Source organism: Mycolicibacterium diernhoferi, from assembly GCF_019456655.1.
GTDB classification, from domain to species: domain Bacteria; phylum Actinomycetota; class Actinomycetes; order Mycobacteriales; family Mycobacteriaceae; genus Mycobacterium; species Mycobacterium diernhoferi.
Window position 1 is genome coordinate 5,911,553 of sequence record NZ_CP080332.1, and the last position, 18,042, is coordinate 5,929,594.

16 protein-coding genes and 1 pseudogene are annotated in these 18,042 nt (G+C 69.8%); 9 read left to right on the top strand and 8 right to left on the bottom strand.

What is annotated here, in order from left to right; translation table 11 throughout:
* The first annotated feature begins 18 nt into the window (after positions 1 to 18).
* Positions 19 to 498, top strand: a complete 480-nt coding sequence (locus K0O62_RS28165) for a peroxynitrite isomerase (RefSeq protein ID WP_073859524.1) — start codon at positions 19 to 21, stop codon at positions 496 to 498.
* Entirely contained in the window at positions 495 to 1,730 is a 1,236-nt protein-coding gene (lipE, locus tag K0O62_RS28170) for a lipase LipE (protein ID WP_073859567.1), read from the top strand. Before K0O62_RS28165 ends, lipE begins: the two co-directional genes overlap by 4 nt.
* Here the strand turns inward: lipE and K0O62_RS28175 are convergent.
* Positions 1,727 to 2,146, bottom strand: a complete 420-nt coding sequence (locus K0O62_RS28175; protein WP_073859523.1) for an SRPBCC family protein — start codon at positions 2,144 to 2,146, stop codon at positions 1,727 to 1,729. The genes lipE and K0O62_RS28175 overlap by 4 nt on opposite strands.
* A gap of 70 nt (positions 2,147 to 2,216) precedes the next feature.
* On the opposite strand from K0O62_RS28175, the gene K0O62_RS28180 reads away from it, so the two are divergent.
* Together K0O62_RS28180 and K0O62_RS28185 are read left to right on the top strand one after the other, a co-directional pair.
* Positions 2,217 to 3,407 (top strand): acyl-CoA dehydrogenase family protein, encoded by a 1,191-nt coding sequence (locus K0O62_RS28180; protein ID WP_073859522.1) that lies wholly within the window; start codon positions 2,217 to 2,219, stop codon positions 3,405 to 3,407.
* A complete protein-coding gene (locus K0O62_RS28185) occupies positions 3,400 to 4,578 on the top strand; it encodes an acyl-CoA dehydrogenase family protein (RefSeq protein ID WP_079244239.1) in 1,179 nt (392 codons plus the stop codon). Before K0O62_RS28180 ends, K0O62_RS28185 begins: the two co-directional genes overlap by 8 nt.
* Here K0O62_RS28185 and K0O62_RS28190 read toward each other — a convergent pair.
* Together K0O62_RS28190 and K0O62_RS28195 are read right to left on the bottom strand one after the other, a co-directional pair.
* Complete coding sequence (locus K0O62_RS28190; RefSeq protein WP_073859521.1) at positions 4,575 to 5,402, bottom strand: alpha/beta fold hydrolase; 828 nt, start codon at positions 5,400 to 5,402, stop codon at positions 4,575 to 4,577. The genes K0O62_RS28185 and K0O62_RS28190 overlap by 4 nt on opposite strands.
* Positions 5,403 to 5,482: 80 nt before the next feature.
* Complete coding sequence (locus K0O62_RS28195) at positions 5,483 to 6,706, bottom strand: CaiB/BaiF CoA transferase family protein (protein ID WP_097934080.1); 1,224 nt, start codon at positions 6,704 to 6,706, stop codon at positions 5,483 to 5,485.
* A 74-nt stretch (positions 6,707 to 6,780) separates the two neighbouring features.
* On the opposite strand from K0O62_RS28195, the pseudogene K0O62_RS29065 reads away from it, so the two are divergent.
* A pseudogene (locus K0O62_RS29065) lies at positions 6,781 to 6,834 on the top strand (hypothetical protein); the annotation flags it as partial.
* A gap of 8 nt (positions 6,835 to 6,842) precedes the next feature.
* Entirely contained in the window at positions 6,843 to 7,337 is a 495-nt protein-coding gene (locus K0O62_RS28200; RefSeq protein ID WP_324617852.1) for an NADPH-dependent FMN reductase, read from the top strand.
* Here K0O62_RS28200 and K0O62_RS28205 read toward each other — a convergent pair.
* Together K0O62_RS28205 and hrpA are read right to left on the bottom strand one after the other, a co-directional pair.
* Positions 7,300 to 8,397, bottom strand: coding sequence for an FAD-dependent oxidoreductase (locus K0O62_RS28205; protein ID WP_073859519.1), 1,098 nt, complete (start codon positions 8,395 to 8,397; stop codon positions 7,300 to 7,302). The two genes, K0O62_RS28200 and K0O62_RS28205, sit on opposite strands and share 38 nt — an antisense overlap.
* Positions 8,398 to 8,495: 98 nt before the next feature.
* The gene (hrpA, locus tag K0O62_RS28210) at positions 8,496 to 12,404 is read right to left on the bottom strand and encodes an ATP-dependent RNA helicase HrpA (protein WP_073859518.1); all 3,909 of its coding nucleotides are present in this window, start codon (positions 12,402 to 12,404) and stop codon (positions 8,496 to 8,498) included.
* 76 nt (positions 12,405 to 12,480) lie between these two features.
* Between hrpA and K0O62_RS28215 the strand changes: the two genes are divergently transcribed.
* A complete protein-coding gene (locus K0O62_RS28215; RefSeq protein WP_131817477.1) occupies positions 12,481 to 12,939 on the top strand; it encodes a glucose-6-phosphate dehydrogenase in 459 nt (152 codons plus the stop codon).
* Here the strand turns inward: K0O62_RS28215 and K0O62_RS28220 are convergent.
* Positions 12,900 to 13,802 (bottom strand): mycobacterial-type methylenetetrahydrofolate reductase, encoded by a 903-nt coding sequence (locus K0O62_RS28220; protein WP_073859564.1) that lies wholly within the window; start codon positions 13,800 to 13,802, stop codon positions 12,900 to 12,902. The genes K0O62_RS28215 and K0O62_RS28220 overlap by 40 nt on opposite strands.
* Before the next feature lie 57 nt (positions 13,803 to 13,859).
* Between K0O62_RS28220 and K0O62_RS28225 the strand changes: the two genes are divergently transcribed.
* Complete coding sequence (locus tag K0O62_RS28225) at positions 13,860 to 14,651, top strand: alpha/beta hydrolase family protein (RefSeq protein ID WP_073859516.1); 792 nt, start codon at positions 13,860 to 13,862, stop codon at positions 14,649 to 14,651.
* On the opposite strand, the gene K0O62_RS28230 is transcribed toward K0O62_RS28225, so the two are convergent.
* Both K0O62_RS28230 and K0O62_RS28945 read right to left on the bottom strand, forming a co-directional pair.
* The gene (locus K0O62_RS28230) at positions 14,633 to 15,943 is read right to left on the bottom strand and encodes a GAF domain-containing protein (RefSeq protein ID WP_073859515.1); all 1,311 of its coding nucleotides are present in this window, start codon (positions 15,941 to 15,943) and stop codon (positions 14,633 to 14,635) included. The genes K0O62_RS28225 and K0O62_RS28230 overlap by 19 nt on opposite strands.
* Before the next feature lie 32 nt (positions 15,944 to 15,975).
* Positions 15,976 to 16,098, bottom strand: a complete 123-nt coding sequence (locus tag K0O62_RS28945) for a hypothetical protein (protein ID WP_264002099.1) — start codon at positions 16,096 to 16,098, stop codon at positions 15,976 to 15,978.
* Positions 16,099 to 16,193: 95 nt separating this feature from the next.
* On the opposite strand from K0O62_RS28945, the gene K0O62_RS28240 reads away from it, so the two are divergent.
* Entirely contained in the window at positions 16,194 to 18,041 is a 1,848-nt protein-coding gene (locus K0O62_RS28240; protein WP_073859514.1) for an NAD(P)/FAD-dependent oxidoreductase, read from the top strand.
* Position 18,042 lies beyond the last annotated feature (1 nt).

The window sequence follows — 18,042 nt, forward strand, 5'->3', positions numbered from 1 at the left end:
CGCCGTAGGCTGACCAGGATGGTCGACCTACACCCCGGAATCGCCGCGCTGGCCCCGCTGCTGGGCACCTGGTCCGGCACCGGCGCCGGTGAATACCCCACCATCGAACCGTTCGGATACACCGAGACCGTCACCTTCGGTCACGTCGGTAAACCGTTCCTGGCCTATGCACAACGAACGAAGGCCACCGATGACGGCCGGCCGCTGCACGCCGAAACCGGTTATGTCCGCGTCCCCGAGCCGGGCCGGGTGGAATGGATGCTGGCGCACCCCACCGGCATCGTCGAGATCCTGGAGGGCACGCTGAGCACCGACGGGGTGCTGAGAATGGAGCTGCGCTCCACCATCGCGCGGTCCGCCTCTGCCAAGGAGGTCACCGCGCTGACCCGGACCTTCACCGTGGACGGCGACGAGTTGAGCTACACCGTGCAGATGGCCGCGGTCGGCCAACCGCTGCAGCATCATCTGGCCGCCACCCTGCGACGGGAACCGTCCTGAGCACCGACGGCCGCATCCGGGTGCCCGCCGACCTCGAATCGGTGACCTCCCGCGGCGCCGAGGACCACTCCGACATCGATCCCGCTGCCGTCGAACGGATCTGGGCCGCCGCGCGGTACTGGTATTCGGCCGGGATGCAGCCGGCCATCCAGGTATGCCTGCGCCGCAACGGCACAGTGATCCTGGACCGTGCGATCGGGCACGCCTGGGGCAACGGTCCGGACGACCCGGTGGACGCCGAAAAGGTTCCGGTCAGCACCGAAACCCCGTTCTGTGTGTACTCGGCGGCCAAGGCGATCACCACCACCGTCACCCACATGCTGGTCGAGCGCGGCGCCTTCTCGCTGGAGGACCGGGTGTGCGACTACCTGCCCGGCTACACCAGCCACGGCAAGGACCGCACCACCATCCGGCACGTGGTCACCCACAGCGCCGGGATCCCGTTCGCCACCGGTCCGCAACCGGATCTCAAGCGGATGGACGACAGCGACTACGCGCGCGAGATGCTGGGCCGGATGAAGCCGGTGTACCGCCCGGGCCGGGTGCACATCTACCACGGGGTGACCTGGGGGCCGCTGATGCGCGAGATCATCTCCGCGGCGACCGGACGCAGTATCCGCGACATCCTGGCCGAGGAGATCCTCGCCCCGCTCGGGTTCCGCTGGACGAACTACGGGGTCGCGCCCGCCGATGTGCCCAAGGTCGCGCCCAGTCACGTCACCGGCAAACCGCTGCCCGCGCCGATCGCCAGGGCGTTCAAGCTCGCCGTCGGCGGCACCCCGCAGCAGATCATCCCGTTCTCCAACACGCCGGAATTCCTGACCGGGGTCATCCCGTCGTCGAACACCGTGTCCAACGCCCACGAGCTGTCGCGCTTCGCCGAGATCCTGTGCCGCGGAGGCGAACTCGACGGGGTGCGGATCATGTCGCCGGATACCCTGCGGGCCGCCACCACCGAGGCGCGCCGGCTGCGGCCGGACCTGGCGGTCGGCATGATGCCGATGCGCTGGGGCACCGGATACATGCTCGGCGCCAAGCGGTTCGGACCGTTCGGTAAGGATGCCGAGGGTGCCTTCGGGCATACCGGGCTGACCGATATCGCGGTGTGGGCGGACCCGCAGCGCGCACTGTCGGTGGCGGTGGTCAGCAGCGGGAAACCCAGCGGGCACCCCGAGGCCAAGCGCTACCCGGCGCTGTTGAGCCGGATCAACGCCGAGATACCGCGGGTCTAGGCCCGCGAGGCCGCGCGCACCAGCAGCCGCAGCAGCACCTGGCCGATGCCCGCGAGCGGGATCTTCACCGGCGCGAACGAGGCGGTCGAGGAGATCGTGTACTCGATCCGGGTGCCGGTGCCGGCCTCGCTGAGCCGGACCTCACCGGCGTAGCCGGGGAACGGCGTGCCCGAAAGAGCCTTGTACCCGAACACATGCGGCGCCTCGAAGGTGGTCACCTCCTCGACGATGTCCGGCCCGGGACCCGGCGTGCTGATCCGGCGGACCGCGCCCAGGCCGTTGGGCTCCGGAGTCCCGGGCCTGCCGAGGCTGACGGTCAGACCCGGCGCCCAGCCGGCCATGCCGACGTGATCGGTCAGGACGGCCCACACCTTGTCGATCGGGGCGCTGACGGTGGCGTTCGCGGTGACATGCATGCGCCCATCTTGCCCACCGGTTGGTAGACCCGGATACGTGACGGCGATCACTCCTGCTTATGGTGGCCTGATGAGCACCGTCACCGATGCGGACCGGGTCGCGGACCTGGCGCGGCAGGTCGTGGCCGACCACGATCCGAAGAAGGTACCGATCCCCGAGTTTCTGACGGCCAGTTATGACGCCGGCCTGGCCTGGGTGCATTTCCCGGAGGGACTGGGCGGGCTCGGGGTATCCCGCGGCCTGCAGGCCGTCGCGGACGGCATCCTGCAGGGCGCCGGCGGGCCGATGCCGCTGGGGCTCAACCCGATGGGGTACGGAATGGCCGCACCGACGGTGCGCGAGCACGCGCAGTCCGAGGAACTCAAGAAGTTCTGGCTGCGCCCGCTGGCCAGCACCGAGGACATCTGGTGTCAGCTGTTCTCCGAGCCCGGCGCGGGTTCGGACCTGGCCGGGCTGGCCACCTCGGCGGTCCGCGACGGCGATGACTGGGTGATCAACGGGCAGAAGGTGTGGACCAGCCTGGCTCACCGGGCGCGCTGGGGTCTGCTGCTGGCCCGCACGAATCCCGATGTGGCCAAGCACAAGGGGCTCACCTACTTCGTACTCGACATGCACGCGCCCGGGGTGCAGACCCGGCCGCTGCGCCAGCTCACCGGACAGGCCGAGTTCAACGAGGTCTACATCACCGACGCCCGCATCCCCGACGCCCACCGCCTCGGTGAGGTCGGCAACGGCTGGGGCGTGGCGATGACGACGCTGATGAACGAGCGCAGCGCGCTCGGCGGCAGCGGCAGCCGGCGCGGGGCCGGCACCATCGCCGAGGCGGTGGACCTGTGGGCGTCGCGGCCCGATCTGCAGACCCCGGTGCTGCGGGACCGGCTGACCCAGCTGTGGTTGCGCTCGGAGGCGCAGCGGCTCACCGCGCAGCGGTCCCGGGCGTCGGCGACCGTCGGCGGGCCGGGCCCGGAGGGGTCGATCGGCAAGCTGGTCGGCGCCGAACTCAATCAGCACATCTACACGTGGTGCATGGATCTGCTCGGGCCCGAAGGCGTGCTGTACCACGGGTATGACCTCAACCGTGACGACGACGGCGACTGGCGGGGTCCCATCCAGCAGCGGTTCCTGCGCAGCAAGGCCAACACCATCGAAGGCGGTACCTCGGAAGTGATGCGCAACATCCTGGCCGAGCGGATCCTGGGGCTGCCCGGGGATCTGCGGGCCGACGCCGGTATGCCGTGGAAGGAGATCCCGCGTGGCTGAGAAGTTTACGGATCAGCCCGAGAATGTGGCTGAGTTCGAGTTCTCGCCGGAACAGGCCCAATTGCGGGACGCCGTGCGCAAATTCAGCGCCGAGCACTTCGGTGAGGCCGAGGCGCGCGTGCAGATGGAGTCCGAGCCGCGCTTCGACCGCAAGGTCTGGCAGCGGCTGGGCGCCGAACTCGGCGTGCTGGGCCTGTCGGTCCCCGAGTCCGACGGTGGTGTCGGCGGCACACTGGTCGATCAGGGGATCGCGGTCGAGGAACTCGGTGCGGCGCTGGCGACCGGGCCGTTGTTCGGCACGGTGTACCTGGCCATCCCGGCGCTGGTCGCCGCGTCGGGCGGCACGGTGCGCGACGAGCTGTTGGGCGCCCTGGTGGAGGGCACCCGCACCGCGGCATTCGCCGTACCCGATCGCGCCGGGGCCTTCGATCCGGCCGCCGTCACGGTGACCGGCACCGATGCGCTGACGGGCACCGTCGAACGGGTGGTGGACGCCGATGATGCCGACGAATTGCTGGTTGCCGCAACGGGTCCCGACGGGGTCGGACTGTACGCAGTGGACGCGAGCAGCACGGCGGTGCAGCGCACCCCGCTGGTCACCCTGGACCTGACCCGCCCGCAGGCCACCGTGGAACTCGCCGGCGCCCCGGCTCGCCTGATCGCCGGACCGGACGAGGCCACCCGGGTGATCGAGCACGCACTGCAGGTCGGCTCGACGCTGCTGGCCGCCGAACAGGTCGGCGCCGCAGCGCACCTGCTGAACCTGTCGGTCGAGTACGCGAAGTCACGGCTGCAGTTCGGCCGGCCCATCGGCTCCTTCCAGGCGGTCAAGCACCGACTGGCCGAGGGCATGGTGGATCTGGAGCACGCCCGTTCGGCCACGTATCACGCGGTGTGGGCGCTCACCGACGGGTCCGACGATCCGGCGCTGGCTGCGAGCATCGCGCAGTCGCTGGCCTCGGCGGCGTTCTCCCGGATCGCCGCCGACACCATCCAGGTGCACGGCGGGATCGGATTCACCTGGGAGCATCAGGCGCATCTGTTCCTGAAGCGGGCGACCACCGACGCCGCCCTGCTGGGCAGCGCCGAAGCGCACCGTGACCGGGTGGCTGCGCTGGTGCTCGACACCGCGACGGCCGACCGGCCGCCGCGGGTGGCCACCGGTGTCTAGTGCTGCGCCCACCACTGGGTGACCAGCGCCGCGTACTCCGCGGGCCGCTCCTCCCAGACGAAATGCCCGGCGCCGTCGACCAGATCGGCCCGGCCGGCCGGTAACCGGTCGGCCAGATAGGTCGCGTTGACCGGCGGGACCACCGGATCCGAGCGGCCGGCGACCACCCGCACCGGGGTGTCGATGGTGGGCAGCAGGTCGCCCAGCAGCGGTAGCCAGTGCCGGTAGCTCTGCGCGTACGGGATGGTCTCGGCGAACCGGTCGCCGGCATAGGCGGCGAGATAGTCGGCGCGGATGGCCGGCGGCGGGGTGTAGCCGGCGATGGTGGACAGCGCCGCTTCGACGATGGCCTCGCCGCCGATGTCGCGGAAGGGCTGCAGATCGGTGGCGAACACCCAGTCATACAGCGGACCGGCGACGTCGATCGGCACCGCGGCCCCACCGGAACCCACCACCACCGAGGCGATCCGGTCGGGGGCGGCGGCCGCGGCGAACAGTGCCGCCGAGGTGCCGATGTCCGGGCCGACGAGGTGCGGGCGGCGCATCCCGAAGGCGTCGGCGACGTGGATGACGAACTCCCCCAGCGCCTTCGGGTTGAGCAGGTCGGCTCGGCGTTCGGATTGCCCGAAGCCGGGCGGGTCGAACGCCACCAGATGTGCCTGCCCTGCCAGCGTCGGCCACACCTGCTCGAACGCGTAGACCGATTCCGGCCACGGGCTGACCAGGATCGCGTCTCTGTCCGCGGGACCGCTCTCGGCGTACCGGATGCGTACCCCGTCTATCGTGGTGAACTGCGGTGCGATGCCGGTGGCGTGTGTGGTCATCACCCGACTGTGCGCCGTGCCGGGTGCCCCGGCATCATGGCCAGCGGCCAATCGCGGTACCGGCTAGCGGTACCCACCCGTCAGGCGATCGCGCCGGAGCCCTTCAGCTCCTCGATGCGGTCCCAGTCCAGGCCGAGTTCCATCAGGAGGAGCTCGGTGTGCTCGGAGGCCTGCGGCGCCCGGGTGGTCTGTAGCGGTTCGTGATTGAACTGCACCGGCCCGCGCACCACCTTGAACGGTTTGCCGTCGGATCCTTCGACCTCGGTGACCATGTCGTTGGCCAGCGCCTGTTCGTCGGTGCCCAGGTCGATCAGGCTCTGGAACGGGGCCCACTGCCCCTTCATGGTCTTGAGGTGCCGGCGCCAGTAGTCGAACGGCTTGCTGCGGATCGCGTCGGCGATCAATTCGACTGCGGCCGGGGCATTCTCGATCAGCGGCAGGACGTCGCTGAAGCGCGGGTCGTCGGCCAGCTCGGGTAGCCCGAGATGCTCGAAGGCGTCCCGGATGTAGCCGGTGGGGCTGACGATGCACAGGTTGATGGTGCCGCCGTCAGAGGTCAGGTAGTTGCCGAGGAACGGGTTGACCGACGGGCTCGCCGACTCCGGCATCAGCGAGCGCATCGTCTCGCCGGACTCCATGCCCTGGGTGACGCTGGCCCCGGCCGCCCACCACGCGGTGCTCAGCAGGGAGACGTCGAGTTCGACGGCCTCGCCGGTGCGCTCCCGGTGGAACAGCGCCGCCGAGATACCGCCGGCGATGTTCATCCCGCCGATGGAGTCACCGAACGCCGGAATCCCTTGGGACAGGGCGCCGCCGATCTCCTCCGGGGTGAGCGCGTGGCCGACACCGCTGCGGGTCCAGAAGGCGGTGCCGTCGAAGCCGCCGGTGTCGCGCTCGGGTCCCTTGTCCCCGTAGGCGCTGCCGCGGGCGTAGATGATGTTCGGGTTGACCGCCCGGATGTGTTCGAGGTCGAACTTGTTCTTCTGCCGCTGCGCCGGCATGTAGTTGGTCAGGAACACGTCGGCGGTCTTGGCGATCTCGTAGAGCACCTCCTGCCCTCCGGGTGTGGAGACGTCGATTCCGACGCTGCGCTTACCGCGGTTGGGGTGCTCGATCAGCGGGTGCCGGTCCGGGTCCATCTGGAAGCCACCCATGTTGATGAAGCCGCGCTGGGTGTCACCGCGCACCGGGTGCTCGACCTTGATGACGTCGGCGCCCCAGTCCGCGAGGATCGCCCCGGCGGCCGGGACGAAGGTGAACTGTGCGACCTCCAGGACGCGCACGCCCTGCATGACCTTGCTCATACCGGCGACCGTACCGTAACTACGACGGTAAAACGGGTGGATGAGTGCGGTGGGTTCTCGGTGTTGCAACGGTCATGACAATCGGAATCATCACCGGATCGATTCGGGACGGACGCGCGGGCGCCGACGTCGGACGCTGGGTGGCCGAGCACGCCGCGCGGCACACCGACACCCGGTTCGAGATCCTCGACCTCAAGACCTTCGACGTACCGCTGCTGACCGCTGCCGTGCCACCTGCGATGGCGGACCGGCAGTACGACTCCGACAGGTGCGCCGCTGGGGCCAAGCCGTCGACGCGTGTGACGGTTTCATCTTCGTCACCCCCGAGTACAACCACGGAGTACCCGGTGCCTTCAAGAACGCCGTCGACAGCCTGGGACCGGAGTGGTTCGGCAAGACCGTCGGATTCGTGTCCTACGGCGCCGACGGCGGCGTGCGCGCGGTGGAGCAGTGGCGCCAGATCGTGGCGAACATGCAGATGTTCGATGTGCGTGCGCAGGTGGCGCTGTCGCTGTTCAGCGAGTTCGGCCCCGGCGGATTCACTCCGGCCGGCCGCCGGCCGGGTGAGCTCTCGGTGCTGCTCGATCAGCTGATCACCCTGACCGAACTCCACGGTAGATCCCGCGTCTGACGATCCAGGGCTGCAGCACCTTCCGCACCGACCAGGCCGGTAACCGGAACACCTGACCCGACGGCGCGAACACCTCCAGGCCGTCGGGCTGCGCTCCCAGCACCGAACCCCACCGGGCCTTGGGTGGTGTGTAGTCACGCAGCGGTTTGCCCGCCGCATGGGCGCGGATATTGCGGGCGAGCAGACCGTCGGCGCGGCTGCGGGCCGAGGCGCGGAGCGGATCGGTGGCCGCGACGTCACCGATCGCGAACACCTCCGGATGCCCGGGAACCTGCAGTTGCGCTGTGACACGGACGAATCCGCCGTCATCGAGCAGCTCGGCGGGCAACCATCCGGTGTTGGGGCGCACCCGCCCGACGGCCCAGATCACCGCGTCGGCGTGTACTGCGGGCTGGCCCGTCGACCAGTGCACCGGATCGCCGGTGATCTCGTCGTGCGTCTCCGGCAGCACCGCCCGGTGCCCGGGGTGCAACCCCACCCCGTGCGCCCGCAGCCGACCCTCGATGCGGCGCCAGACCCGCCGATGGTGTTGCGGCAGAGCGTGGTCCCCGGGGTAGTACAGCCCGACGGCGGCGCCGGGCAGGGCCGCGGCGAGGTTGCCCGCGGCACTCACCGCTGCCGCCCCTCCCCCGATCACCGCGATGGTTTCCGCGGCTGCCAGCCGGCGGTGCACCGCGTGCAGGTCCGCGTCGATGTCGGCTGCGGTCTGCCAGTGCGGACGGCGCCAGAACCCGTTGCTCACCCCGGTGGAGATCACCAGGATGTCGTAGGGCTCGTGGCGCACACTGTCGGCGGCCTCGACGCGGACCGTCCGGTCGGCCAGGTCCAGCCCGGCCAGGGTGCCGTGCACCGTGCGCACCCGGTCCAGCCCGCGGAACCGCTCGAACCCGGTCCAGTAGTCGCGGGCCCACTCCTGCGGGCGGGCGATCCGCACGCCGAGTTCCTGGCCACTGAGCAGACCGGGCTTGGCCGATATGCCGGTCACCTCGAAGTGCCGGGCCAACTTGATGGCGGTCAGCACCCCGGTATCGCCGAGACCGGCGATCAGCACACGCTGCATGGCTCCACTCTGCCAGCCCCGGTAACTCTCGCGGTTGCCTTTTCAGTAGCCCGGCTCAGCCGGGCGGTGGTCCAGCAGGCCCCACTGGTCGGCCGGCGCTAACCGATCGCGGCGATCGCCTTGTAGATGCGCTGCTCGCTGACCGGGCGCGGGGTGCCCAGCTGCTGGGCCCACAGGCTGACCCGCAGTTCCTCGATCTGCCAGCCGATGTCGGCCACGTCGGCCCCGGCGGCGCGGGCCGGCGTCAGGCCGCGCACCAGATCCTCGTAGGCGTCCTCGACCGCGTGCACCCGATCCATCCGCTCCCGGTCCGCGCCGAGCCCGTGCGGCAGTCGTTCCAGCCGCCGCCCGATGGCCATCAGATAGCGGGTCAGATCGGCCAGCCGGCTCACCCCGGTGACGGTGACGAATCCCTTGGGCAGCAGCCGATCCAGCTGCGACCTGATGTCGGCGATCGCGTCGGCCTGGGCGGCGGGCGGTCGGTCCGGGATGGCCACCTGCGCCTCGTGCGCAGCGGCCAGCACCTTGGCCACCCGGCCGGCGATATCGCGGGTCGTGGCCGGCAGCGACTTGCCCAGCTGCACCGCCAGTGCATCGAATTCTTTTTTCGTCCACACGGTTTCGCGGATCAGCGCATCCACGGCGGCGTCGGCGCAGTCCTCCAGCAGCGCGGTCAGGCTGCCGTCCGGGTTGGCGTTCAGCGTCAGCCTGACCCGCATGTCCAGGCCCCGCTCCACCGCCTTCACCGGCGAGGGCACCGACAGTCGCAGCAGCCGGCGCAGCCCGGGCTTCATGGTCGCCGTCTGTTCTGCCTTGCTGGCGAAGACCGCCACGTCCACCCCGGCGCCGGCGTCCACGAACGCCGGGAAGCCGCGCACCAGGTGCCCACCGCTGAGTTGCTCTACGGTGCGCGGCAGTTCGGCGAGATCGTCGGGCCAGGTTCGCAGGCCGGTGCGTTCCCACTCCCCGGCCACCGCCTTGGCGACGGCGTTGCGCACCGGAGCGGCCAGCCGATCCTGCAGCCCGGCAAGGTCTTTGCCGCGGGCCACCTCGGTACCGTCGGCGGTCTCGACCGCGAACGTCACCCGCAGATGCTCGGGCACCTTGCTCAGGTCGAACGCCTCGATCGGCACCACCACCCCGCTGCGTCGGCGGAGTTCTCGCGCCATCTCCGACAGCAGGGACCCGGCGCCCGGATTCAGGTCGTCGAGAATGGCCCGCGCGGTGTCCGGTGCGGGTACGAAGTTGCGGCGCAGGTCCTTGGGCAGCGACTTGATCAGCGCGGTCACCAGCTCCTCCCGCAATGCCGGTACCTGCCAGGCGAATCCGTCACCGCCGATGCGGGTCAGCACCTCGACCGGGACGTGCACCGTGACACCGTCATCGGCTGCGCCCGGCTCGAACCGGTAGGTCATCGGCAGCGCGAGGTCCTCGGTGCGCCAGGCGTCGGGATGCTCGTCGACGTCGTCGGAGCGCAACAACTCGGCGCGGGTGAATGTCAGCAGGTCCGGTGTCTTGTGCCGCTGCTTCTTCCACCAGGAATCGAAGTGCCGGCCCGAGACCACCTGCGCCGGGATCCGCGCGTCATACAGCGCGAAGAGTTCGTCGTCACCGATCACCAGGTCCCGCCGACGGGCCCGCTCCTCCATCTCCTCCAACTCCGCGCGCAGCCGGGCGTTGTCCCGGAAGAAGTGGTGCCGGGTCTGCCAGTCACCCTCGACCAGGGCGTGCCGGATGAACAGGTCCCGGGCCACCTCCGGGTCGATCTGCCCATAGCCGACGGCCCGGCGCGGCACCAGCGGCAGGCCGTAGAGGGTGACCCGCTCGAACGCCATCACCGCGCCGCGCTGCGCGTTCCAGTGCGGTTCGCTGTAGGTGCGGGCCACCAGATGCCCGGCCACCCGCTCGATGGACTCCGGGTCGATGCGCGCCGCGGTGCGGCCGAACAGTCGGCTGGTCTCCACCAGGTCGGCCACCACGATCCAGCGCGGCGGCCGCTTGGTCAGCACCGAACCCGGGGCGAGCACGAACTTGGTGTTGCGCGCGCCGGTGTACTCCCGGGAGTCGCGCCCCTTCATGTCCTCACGTAACCCGATGTGCGACAACAGGCCCGCGGCCAGTGCGGCGTGCACCCGGGCCGGGTCGGCGGATTCGTCGCCCTCCCGGATGCCCAGATCACCGGCGATGCTGCGCAGCTGCCCGACCAGGTCCTGCCACTCCCGGATCCGCAGGTAGTGCAGGAACTCCTCGCGGCACATCCGCCGGAAGGCGCTGCCGGAGCGTTCTTTTCGCTGTTCGCGCAGGTAGGTCCACAGGTTCAGGTAGGACACGAAGTCGGAGTTCTCGTCGGCGAAGCGGGCGTGCTTCTGCCGGGCGGCGTCCTCCTTGTCGACGGGGCGCTCCCGCGGGTCCGGGATGGACAGCGCGGCGGCCAGCACCAGCACCTCGCGCACGCAGTTCTCGTCCTCGGCGGCCAGGATCATCCGCCCGATCCGTGGGTCCAGGGGCAGCCGGGCCAGCCGCCGCCCGACGTCGGTGAGCGCGCCGGCGAAGTCGAAGGCACCGAGTTCCTGCAGCAGCTGCACACCGTCGCGGATGCTGCGCGCGTCCGGCGGATCCAGGAACCCGAACTCGCTGATATCACCGAGTTTCAGCGCCGCCATCTGCAGGATCACCGCGGCCAGGTTGGTGCGCAGGATCTCCGGATCGGTGTAGCGGGGCCGGGATTCGAAGTCCTCCTCGGAGTACAGCCGGATGCAGACACCCGGCGCGGTGCGCCCGGACCGTCCGGCGCGCTGGGCGGCCGAGGCCTGTGAGATCGGCTCGATGGGCAGCCGCTGCACCTTGGTGCGCCGGCTGTACCGGGAGATCCGCGCGGTACCCGGATCCACCACGTACCGGATACCGGGAACGGTGAGCGAGGTCTCGGCGACGTTGGTGGCCAACACGATTCGCCGTCGATGCCGACTGGGCGTGAACACCTTCTGCTGCTCGGCGGTGGCCAGCCGCGCGTACAGCGGCAGCACCTCGGTGCCCTGGTCGACGAGCCCGCGCAGCGCGTCGGCGGTGTCGCGGATCTCGCGCTCCCCGGACAGGAACACCAGCACGTCGCCGGGCGGTTCGGCTTCCAGTTCGGCGATGGCATCGACGATCGCCTCGGTCGGATCGCGCAGTTCGGTGCGCACGATCTCGTGGTCCGGATCGTCGGGGTCCTCCGAGTCCTCCGCTGCGACAGGCACTTCCAGCGGCCGGTACCGGATCTCCACCGGGTAGGTACGCCCGGACACCTCCACGATCGGTGCAGCCACCCCGTCGACGCCGAAGTGTGCGGCGAACCGCTCCGGTTCGATGGTGGCCGAGGTGACGATCACCTTCAGATCGGGCCGGCGCGGCAGCAGCTCGCGCAGATAGCCGAGCAGGAAATCGATGTTGAGGCTGCGTTCGTGCGCCTCGTCGAGGATCAGGGTGTCATAGCGCAGCAGCCGGCGGTCCCGCTGTATCTCGGCGAGCAGGATGCCGTCGGTCATCAGCTTGATCAGGGTGGAGTCGCTGGCCTGATCGGTGAACCGGACGGTGTAGCCGACCGTCGACCCCAGCGGGGTGCCCAGTTCGTCGGCGATGCGCTGGGCCACCGTGCGGGCCGCCAACCGGCGGGGCTGGGTGTGCCCGATGGTGCCGCGGATACCGCGGCCCAGTTCCAGGCAGATCTTGGGCAGCTGGGTGGTCTTACCGGAGCCGGTGGCCCCGGCGACCACCACCACCTGGTGGTTGGTGATCGCGTCGGCGAGTTCGGCCCGGCTGTCGGTGACCGGCAGGTCCGGGTAGCTGATCTGCGGGACCGCCGCCTGCCGGGTGAGCACCAACGCCTCGGCGGCGGTGATCTGCTCGGCGATCCGGTCCAGTTGGCCGGGCCCGGCCTGCTTGAGGCGGCGGCCCAGCCGGGACGCGTCGCGGTAGGTCAGACCGTCCAACCGGTTACGCAGCGCACGGATGGAGGGATCGGACACTCACACGAGGATAGGCGGTTGACCATCCGCCCCGCGCAGGTGCACGCTCGAGGTCTCGACGCCCATGGAGGTATCCATGTCTGATCTGTTGGAGACCGATTACTTCGGCGCGATGCTGCGTGACTGCCTTCCGGCGGGCACACTCCTGCCGCGGACGGATTTCCCGAGGCTGCTCACCGACGATGTCCGATTGCACGTGCTGGCCGGCCGGGTCGCCGCCGCGGAATGGGCCCGGGCCGAGACGCATGCCGCGGTGGCCGTCACCGTCACCCATGTCGTCGCGACCGAGCACGGGCTGCTGGTGGCGGCCACGGTGAGCACCCCGACCGGGCGGCGTCATTACCTGGCCACCCCGCACAGTCTGTTCGACGAGATCGCCGACCGGATGCACGACGCGGCGCTGCCGGCCGGGTGCGTGGCAGCGGACTGCCGGCTCGACCACGACCTCACCTCGATGTGGCAGTTCGAGGCGGCGCTGCGCAGGATGCTCGCGGACTATCCGGTGCTCGAGTTGGAGTTGTCCGGCGCCCAGTAGTCGAGCATCTCGGCGAACGTGTCGAACGCCGGTTTGGACGGGCCGTAGGCGGCCTCGAAGTGCACGCTGAGCGGGAAGCCCAGCGAGCCCACCCCGTCGATGACCCGCTTGTACAGGTCGAGCATCTCCTTGCGCTTCTCATTAGGTTCCAGGGTCGCCAGCCGGCCGACGAACTCCTGCTCGGCGGCGACGGCCGCATTGCCCGGATCCTGGATCAGCCAGTTGATCAGTCCGATCTTGGACTCCAGCTTCGGCACGAACCCGAAGGACAGCAGGATCTCCGGGCGGTGCTCGGTGGTCCGGGCGAACTCGGTGAGGAACCCGACGATGGCATCCGAGTACAGCAGCTGGGTCATCCCATAAGTGGCGCCCTGGTCCAGCTTGAACCGGAACCGGCCCTGCTCACCCTCGCGGGTCGGGATCAGGATGACGCCGCGGTTCGGTACCAGCGTCGCGAAGGTCGACAGCGCGTCGGTGGGGGCGACGCCACCGCCCTCGCCGTCCTTGAGCGTGCGGGGCACCCCGACGAAGGCGATGCCGTCGAAGTCGGCCGCGTTGAGTTCGGTCAGCCGGCTGCGCAATGCGGACTCGTCCAGGAACGAGGTGACCTGGGTGCACAGGCCGCGGGAGTCGGGCAGCTCGGGCCGGATCAGCGACCAGTACTCCAGCACGTCCATCTTGGGCTTCATCTCGACGGGACGGTCATCGTCCTCGTCGATCATCCCGGGGATCATGATGTGGCCGATGGCGACACCCGTCTCCTGCGACAACGCGCGGACCTTGACCGCCTCCTCGACGGCATACCGGGCACCCCGTTCCACGTTCGGTGGGACGAGTTCCAGCGCGACGGTGTTCAGCGGCACGAACGACACCCTAACGACCCCGTGCTGACCCGGGGCACCCCGTGGTAAACCTCCGGCATGGCCGAACGCGTCACCTTCCCCAGCGCCACCGGTCCCAGCCTGGCCGGGATCATCGATCCACCGGAGGGTCCGGCGCGGGGCTGGGGGGTGTTCTCGCACGGCTTCACCCTGGGCAAGGACTCCCCCGCCGCGGCCCGCATCTGCAAGCAGCTGGCCGCGGACGGGATCGGCATGCTGCGGTTCGACGCGCTCGGCCTGGGCGGGTCAGAGGGCGACTGGGGCGACGGATCGTTCACCTGCAAGGTGAACGACGTGATCCGCGCCTGCCGGTTCATGGCCGACCGGGGCACCCCGGCTGACCTGCTGGTCGGACACTCCTGGGGCGGATCCGCGGCGATCGCCGCGGCCCGGGACTGTCCCGGGGTGCGGGCGGTGGTCACCGTGGGCGCGCCGTTCGACCCGACCCATGTCGAGCATCAGTACGACGCCTGTCTGGAACAGGTCTTCGCCGAGGGCAGCGGCCAGTGGATGGTCGGCGGCAGGACGCTGACGCTCAAACGGGCGTTCGTCAAGGATGTGCGCCGGGCCCGGCTGGAGGACAAGATCGCCGGCCTCAAGCTCCCGCTGCTGATCCTGCACTCGCCGACCGACAACACCGTCGGCATCGGGAATGCGAGTGACATATTCAACACCGCCCGCCATCCCCGCAGCTTCGTCTCGCTGGAGGGATCCGAGCATCTGCTCACCGGTCCGGGACAGGCCCGGCGGGCCGGCCGCATCATCGGCGCCTGGGCGGACACTTATCTGGGCACCGAACCGCTGGTGCAGGGTCACACCTGGCCGCGCTGATCGCGGATGACCCGGACGGCCGGCGCGGTCGACGCCGGGAGCAGCCCCCGCCCGTCGGCCGGGGTGTGCAGGTCCACCACCACGCCGTCGGCGAACCGGTAGGGCTGGGCGGCGATCAGGCCGACGAGTTGCCTTCGTAGCCGCGACATCTCGGCGCGGACGGTGACCGCCCGCGAGCCGTCACCGTACAGGTCGGCGGCCAGCTCGGTCGCACTGCGGCCGCCGCGATGGACGGCCAGCACCAGCAGGATCTCGGCGTGCCGCGGTGAGATGTCGCGCCGCCACGACCCCGACGGTCCCATCATCGCCAGCATCGGCGCACTCTGATTGCGCAGGTCCAGGGTGACCTGCGAGGTCCGCTCGGCAGCATCGGCGCCTGCCCCGTCCGCGGTCTCCTCGAGAGGGCGCACCAGCCACCCACCCGACAGCGGCTCCAGTTCACACGCACCGAGCGCCGGGATGAACACCCGTCCAGATTCGGCGTTGTGCGGCAACAGAATCCGATTGTGCGGGGGCAGTCGGTCGACTGCGGCCACCCACCCGTCCGGGTCCACCGCCAGGGCGGGTGCACCGATCCGGGCCAACATCGGGGCGGCGACCGCGCGCAACCGGTTCAGGGTGCGTTCGTGCACCTCCCGCAGCCGGGATTCGGCCAGCCGCGCCACCAGGTCCACCAGCGCGACCGTGGTGGGGTGCACGGTCGCGGCCGGTCCGGAGACATCGACGGCACCGATCACATGCCCGGTGCGCGGGTCCCGGATCGGCGCCCCGGCGCAGGTCCAGGTGTGGTGGCTGCGCAGGAAATGTTCGGCAGAGAACACCTGCACCGCCCGCCGGGAGACCAGCGCGGTGCCGATGGCGTTGGTGCCCACCGCGGGCTCGCCCCAGTCGGCGCCCTCCACGAAGCCCAGCCGATCGGCCTTGGACAGCACCCGCGGGGTGCCCGAACGCCACAGCACCCGGCCGCGGGCATCGGCCACCACCAGGATGTTGCTGCCATCGGCGATCACCGATTCCAGCCCGCGCGAGATGTCGGCCAGTACCGCCATCAGTCCCGAGGACTCGCGTAGCACATCCAGTCCACTGCGGTCGACCTCGGGCGGGTCGTGATGCTCGGGGTCAATCCCACTGTCCAGCAACCTGTTCCAGGATTCAGCTATGACCTGGCGCGGCTTCGCCGGCCCACGCCCACCGGCCATGGTCGCGTCGTACACCTCGGAGAGCAGCATGGCGTACTGTCGCGGGTCGTCACCGATCGCGACCGCGGGCTCGGGGATCGAGGGGCCGGGCATCGTCCCGATTGTGCTCCCCGTCACAGGGAGTGTCACGCGCGGGTCACCGGCAGACCATCCCTCCGCCCCCAGCCGATACCGCGGCCGGCGCCGGTCACCAGGGCCACCTTGCCGCGCAGCGGGGCGGGGATCGTGCGGGTCCCTGTGGCTGTCATACCGACATGCCCATGTGAGCTGGCGCACAACCGTGAGGGTTGCAGGGGGTTGCAGCCCTTGTGCGCCGATCCCGGTCTGCTGTGTGCTGGCTCACATGACTCAGACCGCTGACTTCCCCGTTGCCCCCTCGACCGCCACCCGGTCACCGCAGGAGCGGGTGGACGCCTGGCTGTCCGGCTTCGAGACGGCCCTGGCCACCCGCGATATCGAGCGGGCCACCGGCATGTTCGCCGCGGACAGCTTCTGGCGCGACCTGGTGTCGTTCACCTGGAACCTCAAGACTCTCGAGGGCCGCGCAGCCATCGGGGACATGCTGGAGAACCGGCTCGCCGGCACCGATCCCTCCGGGTTCCGAACCCGCGAGACCCCCACCGATGACGGTGACGGCGTCGTCTCGGCGTTCATCGAATTCGAGACCGCGGCGGGTCGCGGCGACGGCCACCTCCGCTTGAAAGGAAGCGATGACGGAGCGGACACCGCCTGGACGCTGCTGACCACCCTGCAGGAACTCAAGGGACATGAGGAGGCCAAGGGCGCCACCCGGGTGCTCGGCGCGGTACACGGCTCCGATCCCGACACCCGGTCCTGGGCGGAGCGCAGGCTCGACGAGGAGCTCGCACTGGGCCACTCCGAGCAGCCCTACACCCTGGTGATCGGCGGCGGGCAGGGCGGCATCGCGCTGGGCGCCCGGCTCCGGCAACTGGGTGTGCCCGCGATCGTGGTGGACAAGCACGAGCGCCCCGGCGATCAGTGGCGCAAGCGCTACAAGTCACTGTGCCTGCACGACCCGGTCTGGTACGACCACCTGCCGTATCTGCCCTTCCCGCCGAACTGGCCGGTGTTCGCCCCGAAGGACAAGATCGGGGACTGGCTGGAGTTCTACACCAAGGTGATGGAGGTCCCGTACTGGTCCAAGACCACCTGCCTGTCCGCGACCTTCGACGAGGCCGAACAGCGGTGGACGGTCGAGGTGGACCGCGACGGCGAGCGTCTCACCCTCCATCCGACGCAGCTGGTGCTGGCCACCGGCATGTCCGGCAAGCCGAACGTGCCGGCCTTCCCCGGCCAGGACGAGTTCACCGGTGAACAGCACCATTCCAGCCACCACCCCGGGCCCGACCAGTACGTCGGCAAGCGGGTCGTGGTCATCGGCGCCAACAACTCCGCGCACGACATCTGCAAGGCCCTGGTCGAGAACGACATCGACGTGACGATGGTGCAGCGGTCGTCCACCCACATCGTGAAGTCCGATTCACTGATGGACCTGGGTCTGGGGGACCTGTATTCGGAGCGGGCGCTGGCCGCCGGGATGACGACGGAGAAGGCAGATCTGACGTTCGCCTCGCTGCCGTACCGGATCATGCACCAGTTCCAGATCCCCATCTACAACGCGATCCGCGAGCGGGACAAGGACTTCTACGAGCGACTGGAGGCGGCCGGTTTCGACCTGGACTTCGGCGATGACGATTCCGGCTTGTTCATGAAGTATCTGCGGCGCGGGTCGGGCTACTACATCGATGTCGGCGCATGCGATCTGGTCGCCGACGGCAGCATCAAGCTCGCGCACGGCAATGTGTCCCACCTGACCACGAATTCCGTTGTGCTGGACGACGGTACCGAGCTACCCGCCGACGTGGTGGTGTACGCCACCGGGTTCGGTTCGATGAACGGCTGGGCCGCCGACCTGATGGGCCAGGAGGTCGCCGACCGGGTGGGCAAGGTGTGGGGTCTGGGCAGCGACACCACCAAGGACCCGGGACCGTGGGAGGGCGAACAGCGCAACATGTGGAAGCCCACCCAGCAGCCCAACCTGTGGTTCCACGGCGGCAATCTTCACCAGTCCCGGCACTATTCGCTGTACCTGGCCCTGCAGCTCAAGGCGCGCTACGAAGGGCTGCCGACCCCGGTGTACGGGCTGCAGGAGGTGCACCACCTCAGCTAGG